This is a genomic window from Shewanella sp. 0m-8, from assembly GCF_052977265.1.
Window position 1 is genome coordinate 30,580 of the sequence record NZ_JBRIMB010000031.1, and the last position, 21,776, is coordinate 52,355.

The following is a 21,776-nucleotide window of genomic DNA, read 5'->3' on the forward strand; positions in this document are numbered from 1 at the left end:
AGTCTTAGAAAAAGCCAGAATATGAACAAACACGCATAAACAAACAAATACTGCCTATTCATAGACTTTTTAACTTTGGTCAGCATATCGCTCTCCTATACCATTGCAGCTACATTATGCCTTTAGGCAAAAGCCAACAAGCTGGAACAGCGAAAATACTGTAACTAAATATAATATTTTTGGCGTTAAGCCACTATCAAACTTGCTATTTCTTGATCAAATAAATTCTTAATAAGACATGAGAATTCAGTAATAAACACAGATTGCTCTGCAGTTGCTTTATGAGTAGAAACCCTCGCTAATATTTCTTCAAGATCATACACAATTGAGTCGACCTCACGGATCACTATGTTCCTTTGACTAAAGGTCAAAGAAGGATTTTGGCCACAAACCATAATAATTTGTGCAGCCAGTTGCTCTTCAAAAAGCTCCATTACCGTGTCTTCGGTAACACTTTGTTGCTGCGAGTTTTCAAAAATACCTAAATGTTCAGTCAGATACTGAACCAAGTGGATATAGCCGTCTTTATCGGTAACCATACTCAACCTAAAACACATCAAATGTGTTCATTGCTTATACGCTTCAATGACGAAAAGCGTTTAACAAGCCTATTATTAAATTATGTAAGAATATTATCTGAGTTTTTACCTAATTGAAAATCATCTGAATATAATTAATAAAGACTCGGCACACGTTTTTGAATACGTTAATGCTGTAACTCCTTTAGACAAGCCCTGAAAACCTAAAATCATGCAAATAAAAAGGCCTGCATGCAATAGTGTAGCATTGCATGCAGGCCTTACATTTTGCTTAATCGAATATAGCTTTAACATTAGGATAGGCTATATAGAACTCATTTATCACAGGATCATCAGGTGTCCAAGCAATCAATCAGGACGTTACAACTACTTGCTAAGACTAAGCATAAAGGAGACTGGAACAGCCTTACTTATCGCTGATAAACCTGCAATTTCTCGCAATTTATCAACCCCTGAAGATAAGCCAAAGCTCTCAGCATTGACTATAGTCGGCATCACGCTAGCCACGAGGATCTTAGAGTCTGATAACTTAGCGATACTCACTGTAAACGCCATAGTTTGCTTTTTACCGTGTAATGCAACTTCAGCATCTATGCTAGTAATTAATATTGAACCAACTGGAATGTCATTGACAAGTTTAGGCTCAATGTTTGCAGAGAGTGTTAACTTAGGATATTTATCCACTTCAAATAACAATGACTCCATACGCTCATCGCGGATCTCAACATTGGTCACGACACTCGCTAACGAAATCGATAAACTGAACTTTCCCTTATCATTGAGCGTACCGGCCATCGACTCGAAATAATGGATCTCGCCTATATCGCCTTTTTTAATCGATATAAAATTCACATTTGAAGCATCATTGTCAACATTCCATGTCGCTGCTGAAGCAATAAATGATAACGGCAATAATAGTAAACCAGTGATAATACTCTTCATATTCCTTCCCTCTCGTTAAGATGATTATTGGTATTTACATCCATATTAAGTTACAGCTAATTTAGCACGCTCAAGGTAAACAAAAAGTACTTTTTGCAACACTGGCTAATTTTCACTCTTTATATTAGGGCAAGTTCACCTATCTAGCGTAATTTCTTAACGACTAAAAACGAGTAACCAATGTAAAACGAGCTGTGCTGCCCTGACTCCTGCCCCTACTCAGTATTAAGAACATCATCAACTAAGAGTACTTCTTGGCAAACGCATTGAAAGCCAAAGGATGTGCTATTCCAATCGATATAAGAGTGTTTTTGACGAACTAATTCAAGGCGAATAAATGAGGGATTGACGATGGCCTTGCGACGTCGTTTAATGCGGAAGTCGACAGCGAAAAATACAAAAGCCGCAGAGTATGCGGCTTTTATGTTTTTAATTATGGCGCTAAACGACTTCGTTCCCAGTCATTACCAACTTTAGTATAAATAAATCGGTCATGTAGCCGGTGCTCTCCGCCCTGCCAGAATTCAATACTTTTAGGGCGAACGAGATAGCCTCCCCAAAATTTAGGTAAAGGCACATCACCATTAGAGAACTTTGCTTTCATCTCGGCGAATTTAGTCTCTAGTGCTTTTCTCGCGCTAATCGGGCTAGATTGCTTTGAAACCCAAGCGGCTATCTGACTCTCTTTAGGACGGCTGATAAAGTATTTAAGCACCTCAGTGGTAGACAGAGGTTCTGCAACGCCAGTAATAGCAACTTGCTTATCTAAACTGTGCCACGGAAATAAGATACTAACTTGAGCATTATTGGCAATATGCTGCGCTTTACGGCTCTCTAAATTAGTGAAAAAAACAAATCCATCATCACCAAAACGCTTGAGTAATACGATTCGTTGAAAAGGCTGACCATGCTCATCCACAGTGGCAACAGACATAGCTGTAGGATCTTGAATTTGTGAATCTCGAACCACTTCAAGCCAGGCGTTAAACAGGTCCATAGGATCATTGGGTACATTTTCACTATGTAACTCGCCTAATGTGTATTCGCGTCTGATATCGCTAAGTTCTGACATTTATCAATCCTTTCATCGAACCTAAAAAAAGAAGCGCTCAATTTAGCGCTTCTTTAATGATAACAATCTTAAGCATTCTACGGGAGCCTTTTGATAAAGACTCTAGCGAAATGTGCTCACCTAGTAACAGGCGACTTAGATAAAATTACTTCACTTTACCGTTAGACTCAGCCCAAACATGCAGCATCTCTAAACCAAGAGTAGCACCCGCTAATGCGGTGATTTCAGCGCTATCGTAAGCAGGAGCCACTTCTACAACATCCATACCTACAATCTTCATGCCTTTTAGACCACGAATAATCTTCATCGCTTTGTCACTTGTCAGGCCTCCACATACCGGCGTACCAGTGCCTGGTGCAAAAGCAGGATCTAAACAGTCGATATCGAAAGTCACGTAAAGCGGCATATCACCAACACGCTCACGAATTTGCGCAACAATCTCATCTGCGCTCATTTCGTTGGCGGCGGCAGCATCGATCACCTTGAAAAGATGGTTTGCCGTATCGTACTCGGTACGAATACCCACTTGAATTGAGTTTTCAGCAGCAATTAGGCCTTCAATTGGAGCATGATAGAACATGGTACCGTGATCATACTTACTACCTTGACTATATGTGTCGGTATGCGCATCAAAATGCAATAGTGCCATCTTACCGTGCTTCTTATAGTGAGCACGTAGTAGAGGCAGAGTCACAAAGTGATCGCCACCAAAGCTAAGCATCGCCTTATCTGCCTCTAGGATCTTGGTCGCGAAATCTTCTACACGCTGGGTAAAGTCAGCTGAATCACCACAGTTATAAACTAAGTCACCGGCATCAACGATTTTCACGTGGTCACTTAATTTAAACTGATAAGGCCAACGGGTCTCTTCCCACGCCAAGTTCACTGAAGCGTTACGAATAGCGCCAGGGCCCATACGGCCGCCAGAGCGGCCAGTAGTCGCCATATCAAATGGTAAGCCTAGTACTACGACATCTGCGTCACCTTCAAGCGGTTTAAAGTCTAACGGCTGTCTTAAGTAACCAAATGCATTTGAGTAAAGCGAATAATCAGGCTTATCTGCAATAGTGGTCATACATACTCCATAAAGTGTCTAGAGTCACAATACTTCAGCTAATAGCGTCTCACAATCAGACTGAATATAGTGATTATAATTAAAGTCATTGAGTTGATTTAACTGTAGATCACAACTCGCTAGCCTTCGATGTGAAGGAAAGCCTAGGTTGTCTATCTGCATATTCATCCCAATGATGTCCCAACTGCTGGGGTTCAATATATTTAACATCTCAACAAAAATATTGAACGGATAGTGTAAAAAATTCAAGTTAGTTTCAATACTCACGTAAGAGCTTCGCTCCTGAGGCGTGATATGTATGGTCAGAAACTTGTCTTCAAACAGTCCATTGATTGAATAGCCACACGGTTGAAACAAGTGATCGTCAAACTCAAAATGAGGTAACAAACGTTCAAGATCCAATAAGGTGCGGATCTCTGTCGCCGACTGCCTTTCCCCACGTAGATACTGAGCCACCGCCCCCTTGATGTGATACATCAACAAGCACGAACTCGCATCACTTTTTTGCGCGTTCTCGCTGCAATACAGGTAGTGGTGATGGTTATCTAAATGTCCAACTCGATAAGCTGTGCCTGCCATTTTTGCGTTAAGCTGTTCAACGTCGTCTTCAAAGCGCGTCGCTTGTAAGTGGGATAAAAACTCACTTTTACGTTGGTAGCTTAATCCGGATATGTGCTCGGTCCCAACCCTATCAATAACACACATCACGGCATCGATAAGGCGTGTATTACCACAGGTGATTAGCAGCAATTTTTGCTCCCAAACAAATAAGCTCGACTCACTTAATACATAAGCATCGCAGTGCGAATTTGAAAGGCTCGACAGGATCTCGGCATCTGCAAAACTTAATACTTGCTGCCAAAATGAATGAGGTAAAAAGCGTAGTGACACAGAACTACTCTTGACTTGTAGCTCTATTTTCTTTTCTGAACCTTCAAAAAACATCCTATCGGGGCTCCTAACCATATCGATTTTTTAACGCTGAACACACCTTACATCTACGTCATGAACGTACTTATAAAGGCTAGCAGCCGCCTTGCATGCTGACGTAAAAACAAAACCAGCTTCAAGCGAACTTAAAGCTGGTTATAGCAAACAAGCTATTTATACCATTGTGGCATAGCTTACGCGCAGCTCATCTCTGGGTTAAGAGAAATCTTCTAGGTAAGTGTAACCTTTAAGACCTAACTGCAGCTCTTCAAGAATATTGGCACGTTCATCTTCAGCAATATGCTTGTTCACTAACTCTTCATAGGTTCTCATAAATGAAACCGCATCCAAGTTCACATACCTCAGTACGTCAGCAACCGTATCACCAGCTAATACCGACTCAACGTTAGTGCGGGCATCTTCGTCCAAACGAACAACCGCCGAGTTTGTATCACCAAATAGGTTATGCATATCACCTAAAATCTCTTGATATGCGCCTACCAAGAAGAAGCCGATTAAATATGGGCTCTCTTGTGTCCATGCAGGCACGGGTAGCGTGGTTTCAATACCTTGACCGTCTACGTACTGATCTACGGTCCCGTCAGAGTCACAAGTAATATCTAGCATAACAGCGCGACTTTCTGGCTTTTTATCTAAACCAGACAGAGGCATCACAGGAAATACCTGATCGATACCCCATGCATCAGGAAGCGACTGGAACAAAGAGAAGTTTACAAAGAACTTGTCAGCTAGCTTTTCGTTTAACTCATCTATAATCGGTCTATGGAAACGATACTTAGCGCTCATGCTGCCCTGAAGTTCGTAACAAACACGTAAATTAACCTGCTCAGCCCATGCTCGCTCGGCTAATCCCAACTGACCAACAGCAAACAGAGAGTGAACTTCGGTCAGATCGCTTTGGCAATCATGGAAAATTTCAATCAAAGCACGCTGGTCTGCTTTACCACTGACTTCAACCCACGACTGCCACATGTTGTGCAATAACTGAGGTGCATCTTCCGCTGGCGGTTGAATATCTTCAGGCTTATATGCTTCAGTACCGATCACATCAGTTAGCAATACCGCATGGTGTGCAGTTAAGTAACGACCAGACTCAGAGATAATTCTCGGCATTGGCTGTTCGTACTCTTTACACATATCGGTCAACACACTAACGATATTGTTAGCGTACTCGGTTAAGCCGTAGTTCATTGAATGACTACTTTGGCTTCGAGTACCATCATAATCAACAGCAAGACCGCCACCGACGTCGAAACACTTAACGCTAGCGCCAAGCTTCATCAACTCGCAGTAGAAACGACCCGCTTCACTTACGCCTTGTCTAATATCACGGATATTGGCAATTTGAGAACCTAGGTGGAAGTGCAGTAACTCTAATGACTCAAGCATATTTTCATGCTTAAGCGAATTGATCACTTGCAATACCTGTGCAGCACTTAGGCCAAACTTAGACTTCTCACCGCCACTGGCCTGCCACTTGCCCTTGCCTTGGAATGCAAGACGTACACGTAAGCCTAAGCGAGGTCTTACACCTAACTCTTTCGCTTGCTCAAGTACGACTTTAAGCTCTGACATCTTCTCAAGGACAATGTACACCTTGTGGCCAAGCTTCTCGCCAATTAGCGCAAGTCGAATGTACTCTTTATCTTTGTAGCCGTTACAGATAATAACAGAGCTTGCCTTTTGTGCCATTGCCAAAACAGCCATTAGCTCTGGCTTACTGCCCGCCTCTAGGCCAAGCTGCGGCACTTCTTTTGCCACTTGGCTAGCCAGGATCTCTTCCACAACAGTTTGCTGTTGGTTTACTTTGATCGGATAAACAAGCAAGTAATCATTTTCATATTGATACTTTTGAATAGCCTGATTAAATGCCTGACACAGACTATTAACTCTATGATGTAAAATTTGTGGGAAACGCACCAAAACAGGTAAAGCCACGCCCGACTTAACCATATCTTTTGCCATTTCATTTAAACCAATCTTACAGTCTGGACGACTTGGATCCGGTGAAACGGTCACCTCGCCCTCATCGCTAATGCCGTATAATCCTTGGCTCCAGTGATTTACGTTGTAACTTGCGCGTGCATCATCAATAGACCAATTGCTCATATTTGTCCTAACCTGTGTATTTAACTCAATTAAGTTGACTGAATACTAAGGTTGCAATCAACTTGCGAATATTTTAATCAGTAAAATTCTGATCGACCTATAAAGTATAAACTGTTTAAGTAAACTCTCTACGACCACACAACGCGTAGCTGCAAGAGCATTAACTTACTTAACAACAAGCCATCTCTCAAAAGTAGAGATCACTTCAAATTCTTATGAAGTAATAAATGTATGCCTTTAAAACTAGCATGTAAAACTTAATCCATAAAAATCTATTTGTTACTTCAAGTATCGCCTAACCATTGCAAGGCACTTTTTTAATGAGAATACGAACGAAGCGCTTTTCCCACTGATTTTTGCGGCGCAATTAAACCTTGAGACTCATGATAATGCAAGACTCATAAGCGCATTTAGTGGTAATTAATCCCCAAATTATCATTAGCTTATAATAGGGTGATAACATTACGTAGCATTTCCTCCCTAATTCGTGATAAATGCCCTTTTGTCATTACAGTGAAATACGAGCTATTGAGCATTAGTTTCAACGGGCTAAAGCATATTGAAACAATTTCCACTATAATCGCAGCTGAAATTAATCGTTACTGTTTTTAAAGTAGAGAACATCATGATCCAGATAGGTAAAACCTGTAAGCTCGAAGTCGTCAAACAAGTTGATTTTGGTGTCTATTTAGACGCGAAAGAGATGGGCCAGGTACTGCTTCCTCGTAAGGCTGTGCCGAAGGATTGCCGAGTCGGAGATATGGTTAATGTATTTCTCTATCTAGACTCAGAAGACATGATCATTGCGACCACGAGCCGCCCATACGCTCAAGTGGGTCAATTTGCTTATTTGGAAGCAAAAGAAAACGGCCCATACGGTACGTTTTTGGATTGGGGCTTAGAAAAAGACTTATTATTACCTTTTGGTGAGCAACATCGAGAGATTGAAGTTGGAAAGTCGTACCTCGTTTATATCTATACTAGCCATGTTGATGACCGAATTGTTGCGTCTGCAAAAGTAGATAAATTTCTTGACCTCACTCAGCCAACATTCCGCGAAGATGAAGAAGTTAACCTTATTATTGGTGGCAGCACCGATCTTGGCTACAAAGCGATTATCAATAACACCCATTGGGGCGTACTGTATAAGAACGAGGTTTATACTCGCTTAAGCTTTGGCCAAAAGCTTAAAGGCTTCATTAAGCGCATGAGAAGCGACGGTAAAATCGACCTGATTTTACAAAAAGGAGCAAAAGAAGAGCTAGATAAGCATTCAGTGACTATCATGATCAAGCTCAAGCAAGCTGGCGGCTTCTTACCACTTAATGATAAGACCGACGCAGAAGTTATTTACTCTCAGCTATCGATGAGTAAAAAAGCCTTTAAAAAGAGTATCGGTGGCCTATATAAAAACAAACAGATCACTATTTCTCCAGATGGCATCCGTCTAGAAGAATAAATTAAATCGCTATATTGCTTATAAACAAAGCAATTGCGTAGTTAACTCGATTAAAGCTTCTTTGCATTAAAGCATGGCTCTGTTATAACAAAGTCATGCTTTTTTATTAAGAGGTGAATATGGAGCTGACTCCACACGAAGCGCGCATTATTGGTGTATTACTCGAAAAAGAGATCACCACGCCAGAACAATACCCACTTTCTCTCAACAGTTTAACCTCTGGCTGTAATCAAAAAACCAGCCGTGATCCGGTTCTGGATCTCAGTGAATCAGAAGTACAAAATACCTTAGATAATCTCACCAAAAAAAGGCTGATCTCAGAACAATCAGGTTTTGGCAGTCGAGTGGTAAAATACAAGCATCGTTTTTGTAATACTGAGTTTAGCGATCTACAACTTAAATCTTCTGAATTAGCAGTTATCTGCCTTCTATTACTCAGAGGGCCACAAACACCAGGCGAACTAAGAACCCGAAGTAATCGATTACACGAATTTCATGATGTCAGCGAAGTTGAAGCGACGCTAAATGAACTCCAAAGGCGAGAGTCCCCTCTTGTGATGTTATTAGCTAAAGAGCCTGGTAAGCGTGAAGCTCGCTACCGCCAACTGTTTACTGAGGCCAATGACAGTGAATTACACTCTCAACCATCTCAAAATGCAGATCATGCAATCATTCAACAAAATAGTGGGCTTGAAACGAGAGTTAACATACTTGAACAAGAAGTCATTGAGTTAAAAGCACAGCTCAAGCAACTGCTGGATAAATGATAAAGCTTAACTATCTATCATGTTAATTTACCAGGTTAAGGTTAACCCATTTAATCAATAGGTGTTAACCTGACCCTTTCTACCGCTCTTCACATTAAGGGATTAGTTTGCAAAACGCCCCCCAAAAAAATAGTATGCTTCGAAATACGCTTTTACTTGCACAATTCGAAGTCAAAAAGATGCTATTCAATCCTAGAGGATTAATCGCTCTTGTCGCATTCGCCCTCGTTTGGCTACTGATCTTGCTCTACCCCATTAGTGGCGCATCAAGCTTTTTGATCAATCCAGATTTTAGAGGATTAATAGAAGGCATTTTTGGCCAACAAGCAGTCAGTGAACTCTTTAAATGGCCTGTTGCCGAAATGGCCGTCTACTGGATTGCTGCGCTTTATATCTTCCCTCTTTTCAGTATTTTTGTATCCGCGGATCAGTTTGCAACAGATAAATCCCGAGGAACCTTTCGATTTTTAACCCTTAGGGTGGGTCGAGACAGCCTATTCTTTGGCCGCTTTCTCGGTCATATGGCACTGCAAAGCTTGCTGCTAGCCTTAACCGTTATCGCGACGATCTTATTCGCAATTAGCAGAGATCCGAGTTTACTCATACCGGCGCTATTTTCAGGACTCATCGTTACCCTTAATTTGATTATAGTGTTGCTGCCCTACACCGCATTAATGGCAATTCTGTCTCTTTATGCGAGCTCTGCCCGCCAAGCAACGATCTATGCCATCTTAGTCTGGGCAGCTATGTCTATTAGCATCGCGATTATCAACAACTACTTACCTATTATTAGTGAATTAAAGTGGCTTCTTCCTGGCTCGCAGATTTCGTTAATAATAAATACCCAAGGGCTTAGCAGCTTTATGTATGCTCCAGTGCCGTTAATCCAAGCCGTTGTGCTGTTATTTTTAGGCAAAATGTATATCAATAGGAGCGCACTATGAGTTTAATTAACTGCAAAGGTCTATCTAAGTCCTACGGCAATAAACAAGCGCTAAAGCAAGTTGATATTACACTCGATGCAGGCAGGCCTATAGCACTGGTTGGCCCTAATGGTGCAGGTAAAACCACGCTATTTAGTCTGTTGTGCGGCTATATCACACCAACATCTGGAGAAGTAACATTATTAGGCCACAAGCCTGGTAGTCCTGAGCTACTTGGACGTATTGCCTCACTACCACAAGATGCTGCGCTTGATCCAAATCTTGATGTGATCAGTCAGCTAACGTTGTTTGCTACCTTGCAAGGTTATGCTAAAAAACAGGCAAAAGCAGAAGCTCTACGAGTATTGTCTTTAGTTGATCTAGCCGATAGCGCCCAGCAAAAACCCAAGTCATTAAGCCATGGCATGTCAAAGCGTGTGTCTATTGCACAAGCGCTGATAGGCTCACCAGAGCTGGTTTTACTAGACGAACCTACGGCGGGTTTAGATCCTGCAAATGCGAAGAAAATCCGTGAGCTAGTTAAATCTCTATCAGATAGAATGACTTTTGTCATTAGTTCACACAATTTGGATGAGCTTGAAAAACTATGCGATCAAGTACTTTATCTTGAGCAAGGCCAACTCAGCCAATCAGTGTCTATGAATGAGTCTCAGCATGAAAATTATTTAACACTAACGATGCAGCAATGTGAGGCAAGCTCCCTTATAGAAGCGGTATTGGGATTGGCGGATATCAGCTCCATAGAGGAGCGTCAGTCTAACCAGTTTCTCATCAAACATAATAGCGAAGAAGCCTATGCAATTGAGATGGCGTTGTTAACCCTATTTAAACAGCGAAACTGGCAATATAAAGCGTTGTTGAAAGGTCGAACGTTAGAAGAGAAGCTATTCTCCTAGTGGACACAATCACTCACCTTATTATTAAACGGTGCCATTAGGCGCCGTTTTTTATAAGCACTTTTGACTATCCGTATGTTTCGAGTGAGATTATCGCCAGTTTTTTATAACGACTTTATTTACAGCAAACATCTGATGTCTAGAAGCTTAAAAGCTTTACCAGCATTCAAGGCCATAGGTAAACGTCAAGGTATGCGTATTATTTCACGAGAATGATTGATTTGTTTGATTGCTGATTGCTGATTGCTGATTGCTGATTGCTGATTAGGATAAATGCATAATGTCAAAGCTAACAAGTTTAGATAGAAACGGGAAGCACAGAGCTGGATACTAACGAACAGGCGAATAGCTTGCTACTAACAAGAAGTTAACTACGAGAGGCTTATATCACGCTTATATTTAGTATTTTATTTTCAAAAGTCGTAAACGAAAAAAGAGCCGTGGTAAACCACGGCTCTTCAAAATTCTGTGTGATTAGCTAGTGCTAATCAAGCTGGTAACTTAAACTACAGTTACGTTCTCAGCTTGTGGGCCTTTTTGACCTTGAGTAACAGTAAACTGAACTTTTTGACCTTCGTCAAGAGTTTTGAAACCGTCAGAGTTGATAGCGCGGAAGTGTACGAATACGTCTGGACCAGACTCTTGCTCGATAAATCCGAAACCTTTATCAGAGTTGAACCACTTAACAACGCCAGTAACTTGAGACATAATATTGAATCCTGTAAATATAAATTAAAGCCTTAACGGCAGTAGAGCTGGAAAATGCCGGTTTACTTAATGTTAACAGGACGAACATGTCGTATTGAACACATAAAAATAAGCCTAACCTTCAAGCTGCAACCACTATAAACCATTCTCATCATATGTCAACACTCATTCGCATCGTTATTTAAGGTGTTTTTACTTATATTTCTATAGCTTGCTAAATGTATCAAAAAATCACATCCAACAAATTAGAATCCCACCCCCAATAACCGTTTAAAAAACAGGCAACAAGCTACACCCTTTGATTTACAAGGCTCTAAAGACTTCAACTTTAAAGTCTAGCTCACAACTTAAGCCTGATTTAGCTAACGCTAATTTTTGCTCTTCTGTTAACTTCCAGTTATAAGGTGTCATTTTTAAAAAGTGACCAATATCGGCAGCATCCTCGAGCGTTAGTACTTGCTCTATTCTCTCTTGATGGATTAACTCGAAGCCTTCTATCTGAGAAGATTCCTCGGTGTGCTCTTTCGGATTATCGTATATAAGCTCTTTAAGTGCGAAATGGTGTCTAGGCCCAGCACAAACAGTAATTAAGATACCTCCAGATTTAATCACTCGTTTAAGCTCTACATCCAATGATGGAGCGTAAATACGTAGCATAAAGTCAAAGCTATCATCAGGAAATGGCATATCAAATGCACTTGCCACACTAAATGAAATATTGGGGTAACGCTTAGCGGCATACTTAAGCGCTGATTTACTGATATCGACACCATAAAGGCTGAAATCACTCGGCAAGCTTTCTACCAAACGATTGGAGTAGTAGCCTTCGCCGCAACCTATATCTAAACCGAAACGTGCATCTTCTAAGTATTCATTAGCGAGCAGGTTCACTTTATCGCTCAGAACTTGATAATACCCCTTGTTCAGAAATTCACGTCTGGCAAACATCATCTCTTTATTGTCACCAGGGTCATTGGACTTTTTCTTTTGCACTGGTAGCAGATTTACATAACCTTCTTTGGCGCAGTCAAACCTATGGTTTGCGGCGCAATACCAAGTTTTATCATCTTTAGATAAAGCCTGTTCACATAACGGGCAGCGGTAAATCATTTATCAATCTCCAAAAAAGGGGGGCCTCAATGCTGAGGCCAGCGAAATCTATAAGGTTTTGTCTGAACAAGTTGTTAATAAAGATGCAAGATAAAGCGTCATCACTAAGTAGAGCCCAATTCAATGGCTAATGGCCAAAACAAGTTAGTATAAAGTACCGAAGATCACCCGGCGTCAAGAAGCAGTCTCTATCTAGCCCCCCCCCCCTAAAGCACGCACAAAATGAGTGTTAAGCAGAGCGACTTGGCATGGCCCCGATTGTAGTTGCCCACTATCAGCCCACGAATGAGAGCCAAAGCATGTCCTTAGTATCTCAGGAATGCATCGAAGCAATCCGACGTGTTCAAGTAAACCGATCGAAAATGAGTAGTTTGTACTAATACTCACATTAGGATCCACATTAAAACTTTCATTAGGGCTCAATGGGTATGACAGAGTCAAAAGAGCTTTAAACTTGCCCCCCCTAAAAACGGAGCGCTATTCTACTGCGCTTATCTTTTTCGATCCAGTCAGCAAATAGGCTTAAACTCAAGCTAATAAGGTACATTAGACTCCGCAAACGAAGACATTTAAAGTGTGGCAGTGCTATGATAACCACAATTATTGTTTGTGATAGCCACTAAATTTATGTCTGCAAATAACCAACCTACCCTCTTCTGGCACGATTATGAAACCACCCCGCCAACAAAGGCCTGAAGCAGCTAAGCAACAAAAATGTACGCAACCATGTACACAAAGCAGAGTAAGTTACGACAGTCCAGTAATAACAACTACTTAGAGTTGAAGCGAATAGTTCAGCGAACAGTAAAAATCTAAAGCTTTCAAATTCCCCACCTGCACTCCTATATATGATTAACGTTTAACCATTTACTATATTGGAGACTGAAATGAACAAACTAAAACCCACTATGGAAGAGTTGGATAACGAAGAAATCAGCTTAGAAATAAGCTACCAAATTCTGGCGCAGAAAAAAAAGAAGTTAAATAACGCACTAGCATTACTTTCTAAGATCATCGAGCAACAACTGACCGAAGAGGATTCGGATGAGCTGGACTTTTATGAGGAGTATCAAAAACTCTACTTCGACGTTCAAAAAGGAATTTGTGCTGAGATTGATGATCCACTAGAAAGTCACATCCTCATTCACTTCGTGAGCACTTATATCGACCACATGTAGTGATACCTTATTTGCAGTGAAAATATTAGATCTTTTTCACTGCATTTCATCCCCCCCCCCCCGCTCTTTTACTTCCTATTAAGTTGTGAGTAATGGAAATTCTAAACCGTTACTTAACGGACCAAGAGCTGCTTGCTTAATATTTTCAAGGAAAAATTATTTTTTCTTACTCAAATATGCGAAAAAACACAAAAACGACATAAGCCTATATTTTACATCACTTAAAGTGAGCGCCACTATTTATTTCCAACAAGAATACGTAATTACAGCTTAACCCTGATTTATTTTTTATAAATTTCTCTGCCACCATTCGCGCATCAACTTCAATCCAATGAGAAATGAGAGACGACAAATGCTACAGAAACTCATCAGTATGCTGTTTTCAATGCTAAAGCAGACTTTTAAAGATATCGATGCCAATGTTCCCAGCCTATTTCTAGTTAGTTTGACTGCTTGGCCGTCACGCGAAAAACTTTGCGGCACTGTGGTTGAGCAATTCCTTGCCAAACTAAATCGGTGGTTAAAACACCTTTGCCTTCAACCCGCTTCGAATCAACAACTATTCACAACAAGTCCTAAAAATAAAAGAGCTCATATTGTTAGCAACCATAAAACGCTTAGCCGGTTCAGTAATAGCCTTATTCATTTAAACTTCAGAGTTATGCGGCATGCATTCGGCAATAGGCATACCACACAACCCCAAAACTTCATGCTCTTACTATGGCGACTAAAGTCCATGGCTCTTCATCGCATATCCAGTACTTACTTAAAATTCGCATTTCTACTTCCTACTTATCTCCTGAATAGCAAAGACAATAGGAGAAAGGCGATGCAAGCGAGTTTTTTAGTCCAATTAAACGCACTGGTTAGGTTACTTAACGAGGTATCGAACAGCCTTACAGAAGAGTTGCGGTACGCTGAACGAGACCAATATAGATTGGAAACTGAGGTGAGTTTCTTAGAGTTCTCACTAAGGAAACATCTAACCAAAAAGCAAATATCGCTAATACAACAAGAACAGGTAATAACTTTTTTTCGCCAACACTTCAATAATTCGCAAGCGGCAATCCTAACTACTGATGAGGACCAATCATTAGTCAATTAGGAACCACTATGAGCGATAAGAAGTCACCTTTTATCAGAGAGTATCAAAGGCAATCCAAGTCGCCCTGGAGCGACCACAGCACTATTTTGTTACTGGCAGGCCACCAAGTAACACAAGACGATGATATCGAATTGAGCTTTAGTCGATACATCTATCAACATAGAGATTCTGCTGGGAGGATTTTAGGTATGAGCGTCAGTAAATCGATACAAGAAGAACATCCAGAGCTAGATAGTCAGTATCTGGAGGATTTGGATATGTACATGGTGTTACTGCTGCTCAAAGAAGAAATACAAAGCTTCTGCGGCTTATTTGATGATGAATTCGAAGCTATTTTTGGATTACCACCAGAAATTTACTTCGACATCGCTGAACAACATTGGGCACAAAAATTAGAGGACAGTCTATAGCAACAACTCGCGAGCCATTAGGCTCGCTTTCTTGGGCTTTTTAGACTTTCTCTAGGTTAAGTAACACGGATAAAAATTAGGTTAATAGACAGACATCAATAGCATTTTGCATCGGTGTTTATAAGGCAAATCATACATAACGACGGTTAGTGACCGTGGCTCTATTGAGCCAAAACAACAAACACTTTTACTTATTAACTCTTCTGCCGTCATCACTATATATGCGGTAGTGACTTTTACGCTTGCCTAAATCGATTTGTAAGTGATGATTGCAAGTGTCAGGAACCTATTATGAACAGCAAGATTAATACTGCAGTAACGTCCCCTTATGCTAAGGGTCGACTTGAAGATACGCACCACTTAACTAAATTTTCTTTAGTTGAGAATGTACTCATTTTTCCAACTGGTTTAACGGTTAAGCAAGCAAAGATCAATGCAAGTGAGCTTGAAAAGGAACAATCCCTAAGCCACACAGAGGCCATGAAGTGCATTTGTTGGGGTAATGGTATCCATAACGTGCAAAGCTTCAACGAAGCGTTGCCGCAGCTTGCAAAGTCAACGTTTGGAATTGAACATACTGAGTTCGGTCTTTACTCTAGTGACGATAGTTACACTGGCTTTTGGTGGGTTGAAGCAGGAACAACTAAATATGCAAGAGTTTCGATCCCAGGTATCAAGAATACGGAAGAAGACCTGACAGGCATGCTAGTTGATCGACTCTTACCAGTGAGAGAAGACTCCCCTATACAAGTTAAATTTTTAAATGCCGTCAAAGACTGTCTGATTTATTTAGGGCGTGGCTACACCCTCGCCCCACACCGAAAAAACCTTAACCAAGTTCAAGACATTTATGAAATCGACATTGATATTAGAAAGCTCATATTTAACAGCAAAGGCTCTGCTGACAAGCTTTTGAGCTACGCCTTGGCCAGTTGCTACAACACTCGACACACGACGGACCTAATGATGTCACTGAGCCTTGCCGCTAAAAGTGAGTCGCTTGAAATCACAAAGATAGACCTTGCTAACAAGTATGAGCGGGAGGAGCTTGCTCGCGATTTTCGCTACCCTCAGTTTGGCGACATGTGCATGCTACTCGATGATACACAGAAAGACATTCTGAAGAGACTACTCGAAAACTATCAAGGTTGGTAAATAATTGGCAGGTAACTACATGAATTGACTATTCCACTGTTCACTGCGTATTCCGGCTATTGCGATCACTCATTTCGGTTTAATCCGATCACCTAAATCATCTTTTTTCTCTTACCCCTATTTCTACCCTAAGTGATCGGATTGCGCCAGTTTTCTCATCGATTCACCACCCAGCTCTATCCGGTGGGCGTTATGGATTAAGCGATCTAATAATGCATCGGCGATAGTGGCGTTACCTATCATGTTGTACCACTCTTTTACTGGCAGTTGGCTTATCACTATTGTGCTGCTTTCTTGGTATCTATCTTCCAGCACTTCAAGTAAATGACTAGATTGCTCTTGGGTCAGTTTTTCCATGCCCCAGTCATCAATTATCAGCAGCACTTTCTTCGATATTGCCAGCAGCTGCTTCTGATAACTACCATCTAACTTGCCTGAGCTTAAGTCATCAAGGAGTCGACTTAGGCGGTAGTATCTGACGCTGTACTGTCGCTCGCAGGCTTGCTCTGCGATGGCACAAGCGACATAAGTCTTTCCCGCTCCCGTTGGCCCCGTGATAAGGATGTTTTGATGTTTGTGCAAGTAGCTGCCTGTCAGCAGTTCACTCATCTTAGCCCGCATTAAGCCACGCCCTTCCTTATAAATCAGTTGGCTAGCTTGCCCATTAAGCCGGAGCTTGGCTTGTCGTTTGAGACGTTGGATCTTGGTTTGATCACGATTTAACAGCTCGCATTCCAGCAGCAAGCCTAACCGCTCCTCGAAGTTCAGCTCTGCGTAAGTCGAGAGCTGCTCTCGTTGTTGCTCTAAAGCCTGTGCAGCATGGCCTAAACGTAATGTTTTAAGTTGTTCATTAAGATGATCCATAAACCTTTCTCCTAGTGATAACTGCTGGGGCCACGAACATTGCTGTGCTCTATATTGGGCGTGCTGGTGCTATCGCTCGAGAGTCTTCCTTCACGGTGGTTACTGAGCAGGTTTTTGATGAACTTTAGATAAGGTTTGTCGACCAGTACCGCATCCTTACACGCCTGATCTAAACGGTTGTCACCATGATGTCTGCTTAGGCTAAGTAAGCCTAAGCAGCTGCGGTATGCCTGTTCTGGATGTGCCTTGCTTTGCAGCTGTGCATTAACCACCTCACGGGTAGCTGGACCGATGCTTTTGGCCCAGCTAAGCAGTCGTTGTGGTGACCATTTCTGATGCTGATGGTTGCTTGGCATATGCATGTCTATAGTGCTTTGGCCGTGCTCTTTTTCACTACTAGAATGCTGAGCAACCAGGTTGCCTTGATGATAGATCTTCACCAGTCTTGAGGATGCTTCCAGCTCAACATGTTCACCTACCAGCTGGTGTGGTACTGAGTAATAGTGCTTCTTATATTGGATGTGATAGTCAGGGCCGACCTTGGCGCGTTTGGTTTCAGTATAAAGATAGGGTTGCAGTGGTAATGGCTTTAACGCCGGTTTATCCAACATCTCAAATAAGGCCTGACGGCTCGCGGCTATCTGCCGCATCTCACGCTGATTAAGCTCATGCATCAACTTAACGATGACGATATTCAACTCTGCATAAGTATGAAATACCTGATGGCGTAGTCGCATTAAGATCCAACGCTCGACGATCAACACCGCATTTTCGGCCTTGGCTTTATCCTTGGGTTTGTAAGGTCTAGCAGGCATCACCGCCGTGCAGTAATGATTGGCGAGCTTACGATAGCTATCGTTTAAGGTCGGTTCGTAGCGGCAGGGCTTGGTAACGGCCGATCTGAGATTATCAGGTACGAGTAGGTGCGGCACGCCACCGAAGAACTCGAAGGCATTTACGTGAGCCTGCAACCAGCTTTCAAGCTTCTGGTTTCTACTGGCCTCCACATAGGTGTAATTAGACGCTCCCAGTGTCGCTACAAAGATCTGCGCTGCTCTCACTTCCCCCGTATCCGGATTAACGATGGGAACGGTTGGACCACTGTAATCGATGAAGAGCTTATCGCCCGCGATGTGTTGCTGACGCATGCTGCGCTTCTGCTTCTTAAACCAGCGAGTGTAGTACTCACAAAATTGAGTGTAGCCATAGGCACAAGCCTGGTATTGCGTGTGGTATTCTTCCCACAGTAGGCGTTTGGTCATGCCTTTTCGTTTCAACTCTTTGAAGTACAATGCGAAATCTGGCATCACCTTATGCTGTGATGGCCCCTTGTCTTGATACAGCGCCTGAGTTAGCTGAAGCTCTGATGTGCCATCAGGAAGTGGCCAACCTAGCTCGCTGAGCTTAAAGCGACTGAGAATTTCAGAGACGGTAGAGCAGCCGATTTTGACACAGGTAGCGATATTGCGATTGGAGAGTTGGCAGTCGAATTTGAGGCGTAAAACCTCGTTGATTTTAGTCATAACTATTCTCTTTTTTGGCATTGTCGCTTCCAGTAGCATTATTTGATGCCAATAATGGTAGCGACTAATTGATTTAAAAGAGAAAAAAGAATGAATCCGCGATAAACCGATCATGGATTCCGGAGTTAGGCCTAAAATGGCCGGATTATCGCGGAATGAGTGATCGGATTAAACCGAAACAGGTGATCGGTTTATCGCGGAATCGGTGATCGGATTACTCCGAAACATGCAATTAATCGTAATAAACCCATCTACCGTTTTCCAACTGAAATGATTCCATTTCATTAACACTTACAATATTCAACGTTTCATTATTCAGGCGTACGGTTATTTCAGCTTTAATATGACACTGAATACCAATTGGCTTATCACTGATTTTTTCACAATTTGAAATAGATAAGGCATCAATGTCTACACTCGTTTTTACACCCCAAATCTCTTGAGTGTAACCATCTTTAATTGCTTGCCTTACATCTTCTTCAGCCATATTTGAACTTAAAAATATAACGTTAAATAGATAAGAAAACAGCGCAATCACAGAAACGAAAAATAGAGCTAAAATAGTAAGGTTTTTAGGAGATATATTTTTAACCTTTTCTTTAGCTTCATCTCTATCACTATTTTTAAGATCCGTCACAAACAGAGTGATTTCAATCCTTGTTGCTTTCAACCAAGCTTCTACAACTTCAAATGTCGCACGATTTACAAGCGTTGCGTCATCCTTTAAGAATAATACACTCCAGAATCTGGCATTCTCTTGGTACCTAAAACCGATAATAACTAACGCATAACCAACAACCCCTGCTAAATAGACAAACAACCCGTACTTCAACGTAAGCATTGATGACGTTAATGAACCTAAATATGAGCCAGCATCAGTTTTAGAAAAATTAAAAACCTCTGGTGCATACTCTATTACTAGGTTGAATATTTCTTTCACTGTTTCAAAATTAGTGACTAAGAAAAATACAGGAATCGCAATAGCAAAATATCTGACTAATTTAATCGGTGCCCCTAATAGAACGAATATCACTAGTGGGAATATAATTGCGTAATCAAGAAATGAACCATTTTCATTGAAAGGAATTTGGGGGACTCCAAAGATCGCTACAAAAGGTAAATAGCCCGAAAATATAAAACAAAGTAACAATGAGACCAATAAAAAATTTAATGCTTTTACTGTTGGTAATGCATGTTTAAATGATTTTTTAGAAGGGATGTAAAAAGATATTCTATCTAACACGGTAATTCCACTCGTCAATATACAAAAAGAGGTAAATTAGCATTAATAGAAAAAGAGTAAAGAAAGTAAAACGTATATTGTGATCTAACATCATAATTATCAAGTGATTACTCTTCAAATTATATATTTTCTGATACAAATTAAATACTGATTGTAATTTCAACGAAGTTAATCTAAGCCATTCAAATCCGTAGAGAAGACTCAGAGTGAAAGTGTGAACATTTATTAAGCTTTAGATGACTTACAAATACTAAGGTAAATATGAAAGCTCACGAGTAGTCAATTCAATAGATATAATTATCTGGTCAGATTTATCGATGAACGATTAAACATATTTTTTACCGTACGGATGTCACTAACTATGTAATTCCATGCTTGTGAATATTTCTCGACTATATTGTGGTCAATTAAAACTGGGGACTACATTAAGTATCCCAAGCTTTTTTTGGACAAAAACGCTTTACGAAGTACTGAAAGCTTTCATATTTCAGATAACTTCAGCGATAACAAAGTACGGGGCTCACCTACAAGCTAGTGGCCAGTTTAAGTAATCCACTACAATACCATAAACTATAAATATGGATATTCCATCGGCCAAGTCCAAAAAGCGATTTATGCCCTGCAAAGAGCGCAACGCACAAATGCTAAAAACGTGATATCAAGTTTAAGCTTGAACGATCTATATTCAAGCTTAAATTGGACTTTATACTGTGGTTTCTTTTGCTTCTGCGTTGTCTAAAACTCGATCATTGAATTGTTTTGTACCTTTGTATCCCAAGAACAATGAAACTAGCCACAGAATGAAAGATACTGGTGAAGCCACAATTGTAATGGCACAAATAATGATGAGAATAAGGTTGATTACTCCCCACATTACGCTCCCAGCATACATTTGACCTGCTCCCGGAATGAAAAAACCTAGAATAAGGGCTACAATTGGATTTTTCATATTGTTTTGTAGACGTGCTTGTTGAATATTATCGTTCATTGTTTATTACTTCCTATCCCTATATTTAATTTTCAAGAATTTTATATAAAAAAAATTTCAAGTCAATAGATTATATTTTAAATTAACTCGATGACTTTATATTTGAACCACACTAAATTCTTTGAACGAGGTTAGAAGGTAAGTATTATATACCAAACATGAAATAGCATGGGAATATACGGTTTTTGATTACACTATAAAATCATTCCTTACAAATCATTTACAATACCATTAGGTATTTAACAAACATTTTATTTTGTGGCATTTGTATTTCTTTGTAACCTTACGTTAAAAACACACTCCAATTTAATACGGTGTGATTATTTTGTTACTTACCTGCTTGAGTGTTTTGGCGTGACTTTTACATACATAGTGGCGGGTGTATCGATTTTATTTACAGCATAATATAAAGGTGCTGATAATAAATGGTTCAAATGATTCAGAGTTATGCTTATGCCCAAGCAAGCATTTTATAATTTCGTTCTGCACACCAAGCTGCTCTACCTGAGTGTTGTAAGATAAACGAGCTTAAAAAGAGAACCTTGATCGTTGATATTGATGATTAATCTAAAGTAATCCGTCATTCTCATCTATCGATTAGTAAAAGTAGTTCAATTAGCTTGTTACTTATCTATGCGACATGTCGCCTGAAACTCGTTTTGGGGCATTTCCGTGTTAGACACCAAACCACTATGGCTTAAATGAGTGCTCCAATTATCCGGTGTAGATACGGCTGCG

At 40.7% G+C, this 21,776-nt stretch carries 19 protein-coding genes; 7 read left to right on the forward strand and 12 right to left on the reverse strand.

The genetic code is table 11. The features are described from left to right. Positions 1–185: 185 nt before the first annotated feature. From ACVBIO_RS14405 to speA, 6 genes are all read right to left on the reverse strand, one after another. Positions 186–539 (reverse strand): DUF3802 family protein, encoded by a 354-nt coding sequence (locus ACVBIO_RS14405; protein ID WP_447159935.1) that lies wholly within the window; start codon positions 537–539, stop codon positions 186–188. 366 nt (positions 540–905) lie between these two features. Further along, positions 906–1,481 carry a YceI family protein gene (locus tag ACVBIO_RS14410; protein ID WP_447159936.1) on the reverse strand — a complete coding sequence of 192 codons (576 nt, stop codon included), beginning with the start codon at positions 1,479–1,481 and terminating at the stop codon, positions 906–908. Between the two features lie 433 nt (positions 1,482–1,914). Beyond that, positions 1,915–2,553 carry a pyridoxamine 5'-phosphate oxidase gene (gene pdxH, locus ACVBIO_RS14415; protein WP_447159937.1) on the reverse strand — a complete coding sequence of 213 codons (639 nt, stop codon included), beginning with the start codon at positions 2,551–2,553 and terminating at the stop codon, positions 1,915–1,917. Between the two features lie 145 nt (positions 2,554–2,698). Beyond that, positions 2,699–3,628: an agmatinase gene (gene speB / locus ACVBIO_RS14420; protein ID WP_447159938.1), complete on the reverse strand. Its 930-nt coding sequence runs from the start codon at positions 3,626–3,628 to the stop codon at positions 2,699–2,701. A 24-nt stretch (positions 3,629–3,652) separates the two neighbouring features. Continuing rightward, entirely contained in the window at positions 3,653–4,573 is a 921-nt protein-coding gene (locus ACVBIO_RS14425) for an adenosylmethionine decarboxylase (protein WP_447164053.1), read from the reverse strand. A 201-nt stretch (positions 4,574–4,774) separates the two neighbouring features. Next, positions 4,775–6,688: a biosynthetic arginine decarboxylase gene (gene speA / locus ACVBIO_RS14430; RefSeq protein WP_447159940.1), complete on the reverse strand. Its 1,914-nt coding sequence runs from the start codon at positions 6,686–6,688 to the stop codon at positions 4,775–4,777. A 625-nt stretch (positions 6,689–7,313) separates the two neighbouring features. On the opposite strand from speA, the gene ACVBIO_RS14435 reads away from it, so the two are divergent. From ACVBIO_RS14435 to ACVBIO_RS14450, 4 genes are all read left to right on the forward strand, one after another. Continuing rightward, positions 7,314–8,147 (forward strand): CvfB family protein, encoded by an 834-nt coding sequence (locus ACVBIO_RS14435; RefSeq protein WP_447159941.1) that lies wholly within the window; start codon positions 7,314–7,316, stop codon positions 8,145–8,147. Between the two features lie 119 nt (positions 8,148–8,266). Beyond that, complete coding sequence (locus tag ACVBIO_RS14440; protein WP_447159942.1) at positions 8,267–8,914, forward strand: YceH family protein; 648 nt, start codon at positions 8,267–8,269, stop codon at positions 8,912–8,914. Between the two features lie 134 nt (positions 8,915–9,048). After that, the gene (locus ACVBIO_RS14445; protein WP_447172891.1) at positions 9,049–9,858 is read left to right on the forward strand and encodes an ABC transporter permease; all 810 of its coding nucleotides are present in this window, start codon (positions 9,049–9,051) and stop codon (positions 9,856–9,858) included. Next, positions 9,855–10,754 carry an ABC transporter ATP-binding protein gene (locus ACVBIO_RS14450; RefSeq protein ID WP_447170371.1) on the forward strand — a complete coding sequence of 300 codons (900 nt, stop codon included), beginning with the start codon at positions 9,855–9,857 and terminating at the stop codon, positions 10,752–10,754. Before ACVBIO_RS14445 ends, ACVBIO_RS14450 begins: the two co-directional genes overlap by 4 nt. A 501-nt stretch (positions 10,755–11,255) precedes the next feature. Here ACVBIO_RS14450 and ACVBIO_RS14455 read toward each other — a convergent pair. Both ACVBIO_RS14455 and rlmA read right to left on the reverse strand, forming a co-directional pair. Then, on the reverse strand, positions 11,256–11,462 hold the full coding sequence (locus ACVBIO_RS14455; RefSeq protein WP_012155714.1) for a cold-shock protein: 207 nt from the start codon (positions 11,460–11,462) through the stop codon (positions 11,256–11,258). Between the two features lie 303 nt (positions 11,463–11,765). Further along, entirely contained in the window at positions 11,766–12,572 is an 807-nt protein-coding gene (gene rlmA / locus ACVBIO_RS14460) for a 23S rRNA (guanine(745)-N(1))-methyltransferase (protein ID WP_447159944.1), read from the reverse strand. A gap of 887 nt (positions 12,573–13,459) precedes the next feature. Between rlmA and ACVBIO_RS14465 the strand changes: the two genes are divergently transcribed. From ACVBIO_RS14465 to ACVBIO_RS14475, 3 genes are all read left to right on the forward strand, one after another. Continuing rightward, positions 13,460–13,750: a hypothetical protein gene (locus ACVBIO_RS14465; RefSeq protein WP_447172884.1), complete on the forward strand. Its 291-nt coding sequence runs from the start codon at positions 13,460–13,462 to the stop codon at positions 13,748–13,750. 1,113 nt (positions 13,751–14,863) lie between these two features. Continuing rightward, positions 14,864–15,265 carry a hypothetical protein gene (locus tag ACVBIO_RS14470; RefSeq protein WP_447172885.1) on the forward strand — a complete coding sequence of 134 codons (402 nt, stop codon included), beginning with the start codon at positions 14,864–14,866 and terminating at the stop codon, positions 15,263–15,265. A 291-nt stretch (positions 15,266–15,556) separates the two neighbouring features. Continuing rightward, on the forward strand, positions 15,557–16,420 hold the full coding sequence (locus tag ACVBIO_RS14475) for a hypothetical protein (RefSeq protein ID WP_447172886.1): 864 nt from the start codon (positions 15,557–15,559) through the stop codon (positions 16,418–16,420). A 123-nt stretch (positions 16,421–16,543) separates the two neighbouring features. Here ACVBIO_RS14475 and istB read toward each other — a convergent pair whose 3' ends face one another. The 4 genes from istB to ACVBIO_RS14495 all read right to left on the reverse strand — a co-directional run bounded on the left by istB (position 16,544) and on the right by ACVBIO_RS14495 (position 21,038). Then, a complete protein-coding gene (istB, locus tag ACVBIO_RS14480; protein ID WP_447172887.1) occupies positions 16,544–17,284 on the reverse strand; it encodes an IS21-like element helper ATPase IstB in 741 nt (246 codons plus the stop codon). Between the two features lie 11 nt (positions 17,285–17,295). Continuing rightward, a complete protein-coding gene (istA, locus tag ACVBIO_RS14485; protein WP_447172888.1) occupies positions 17,296–18,828 on the reverse strand; it encodes an IS21 family transposase in 1,533 nt (510 codons plus the stop codon). A gap of 211 nt (positions 18,829–19,039) precedes the next feature. Beyond that, positions 19,040–20,050: a hypothetical protein gene (locus tag ACVBIO_RS14490; protein ID WP_447172889.1), complete on the reverse strand. Its 1,011-nt coding sequence runs from the start codon at positions 20,048–20,050 to the stop codon at positions 19,040–19,042. Positions 20,051–20,753: 703 nt separating this feature from the next. Beyond that, entirely contained in the window at positions 20,754–21,038 is a 285-nt protein-coding gene (locus ACVBIO_RS14495; RefSeq protein WP_447172890.1) for a hypothetical protein, read from the reverse strand. Positions 21,039–21,776: the final 738 nt, after the last annotated feature.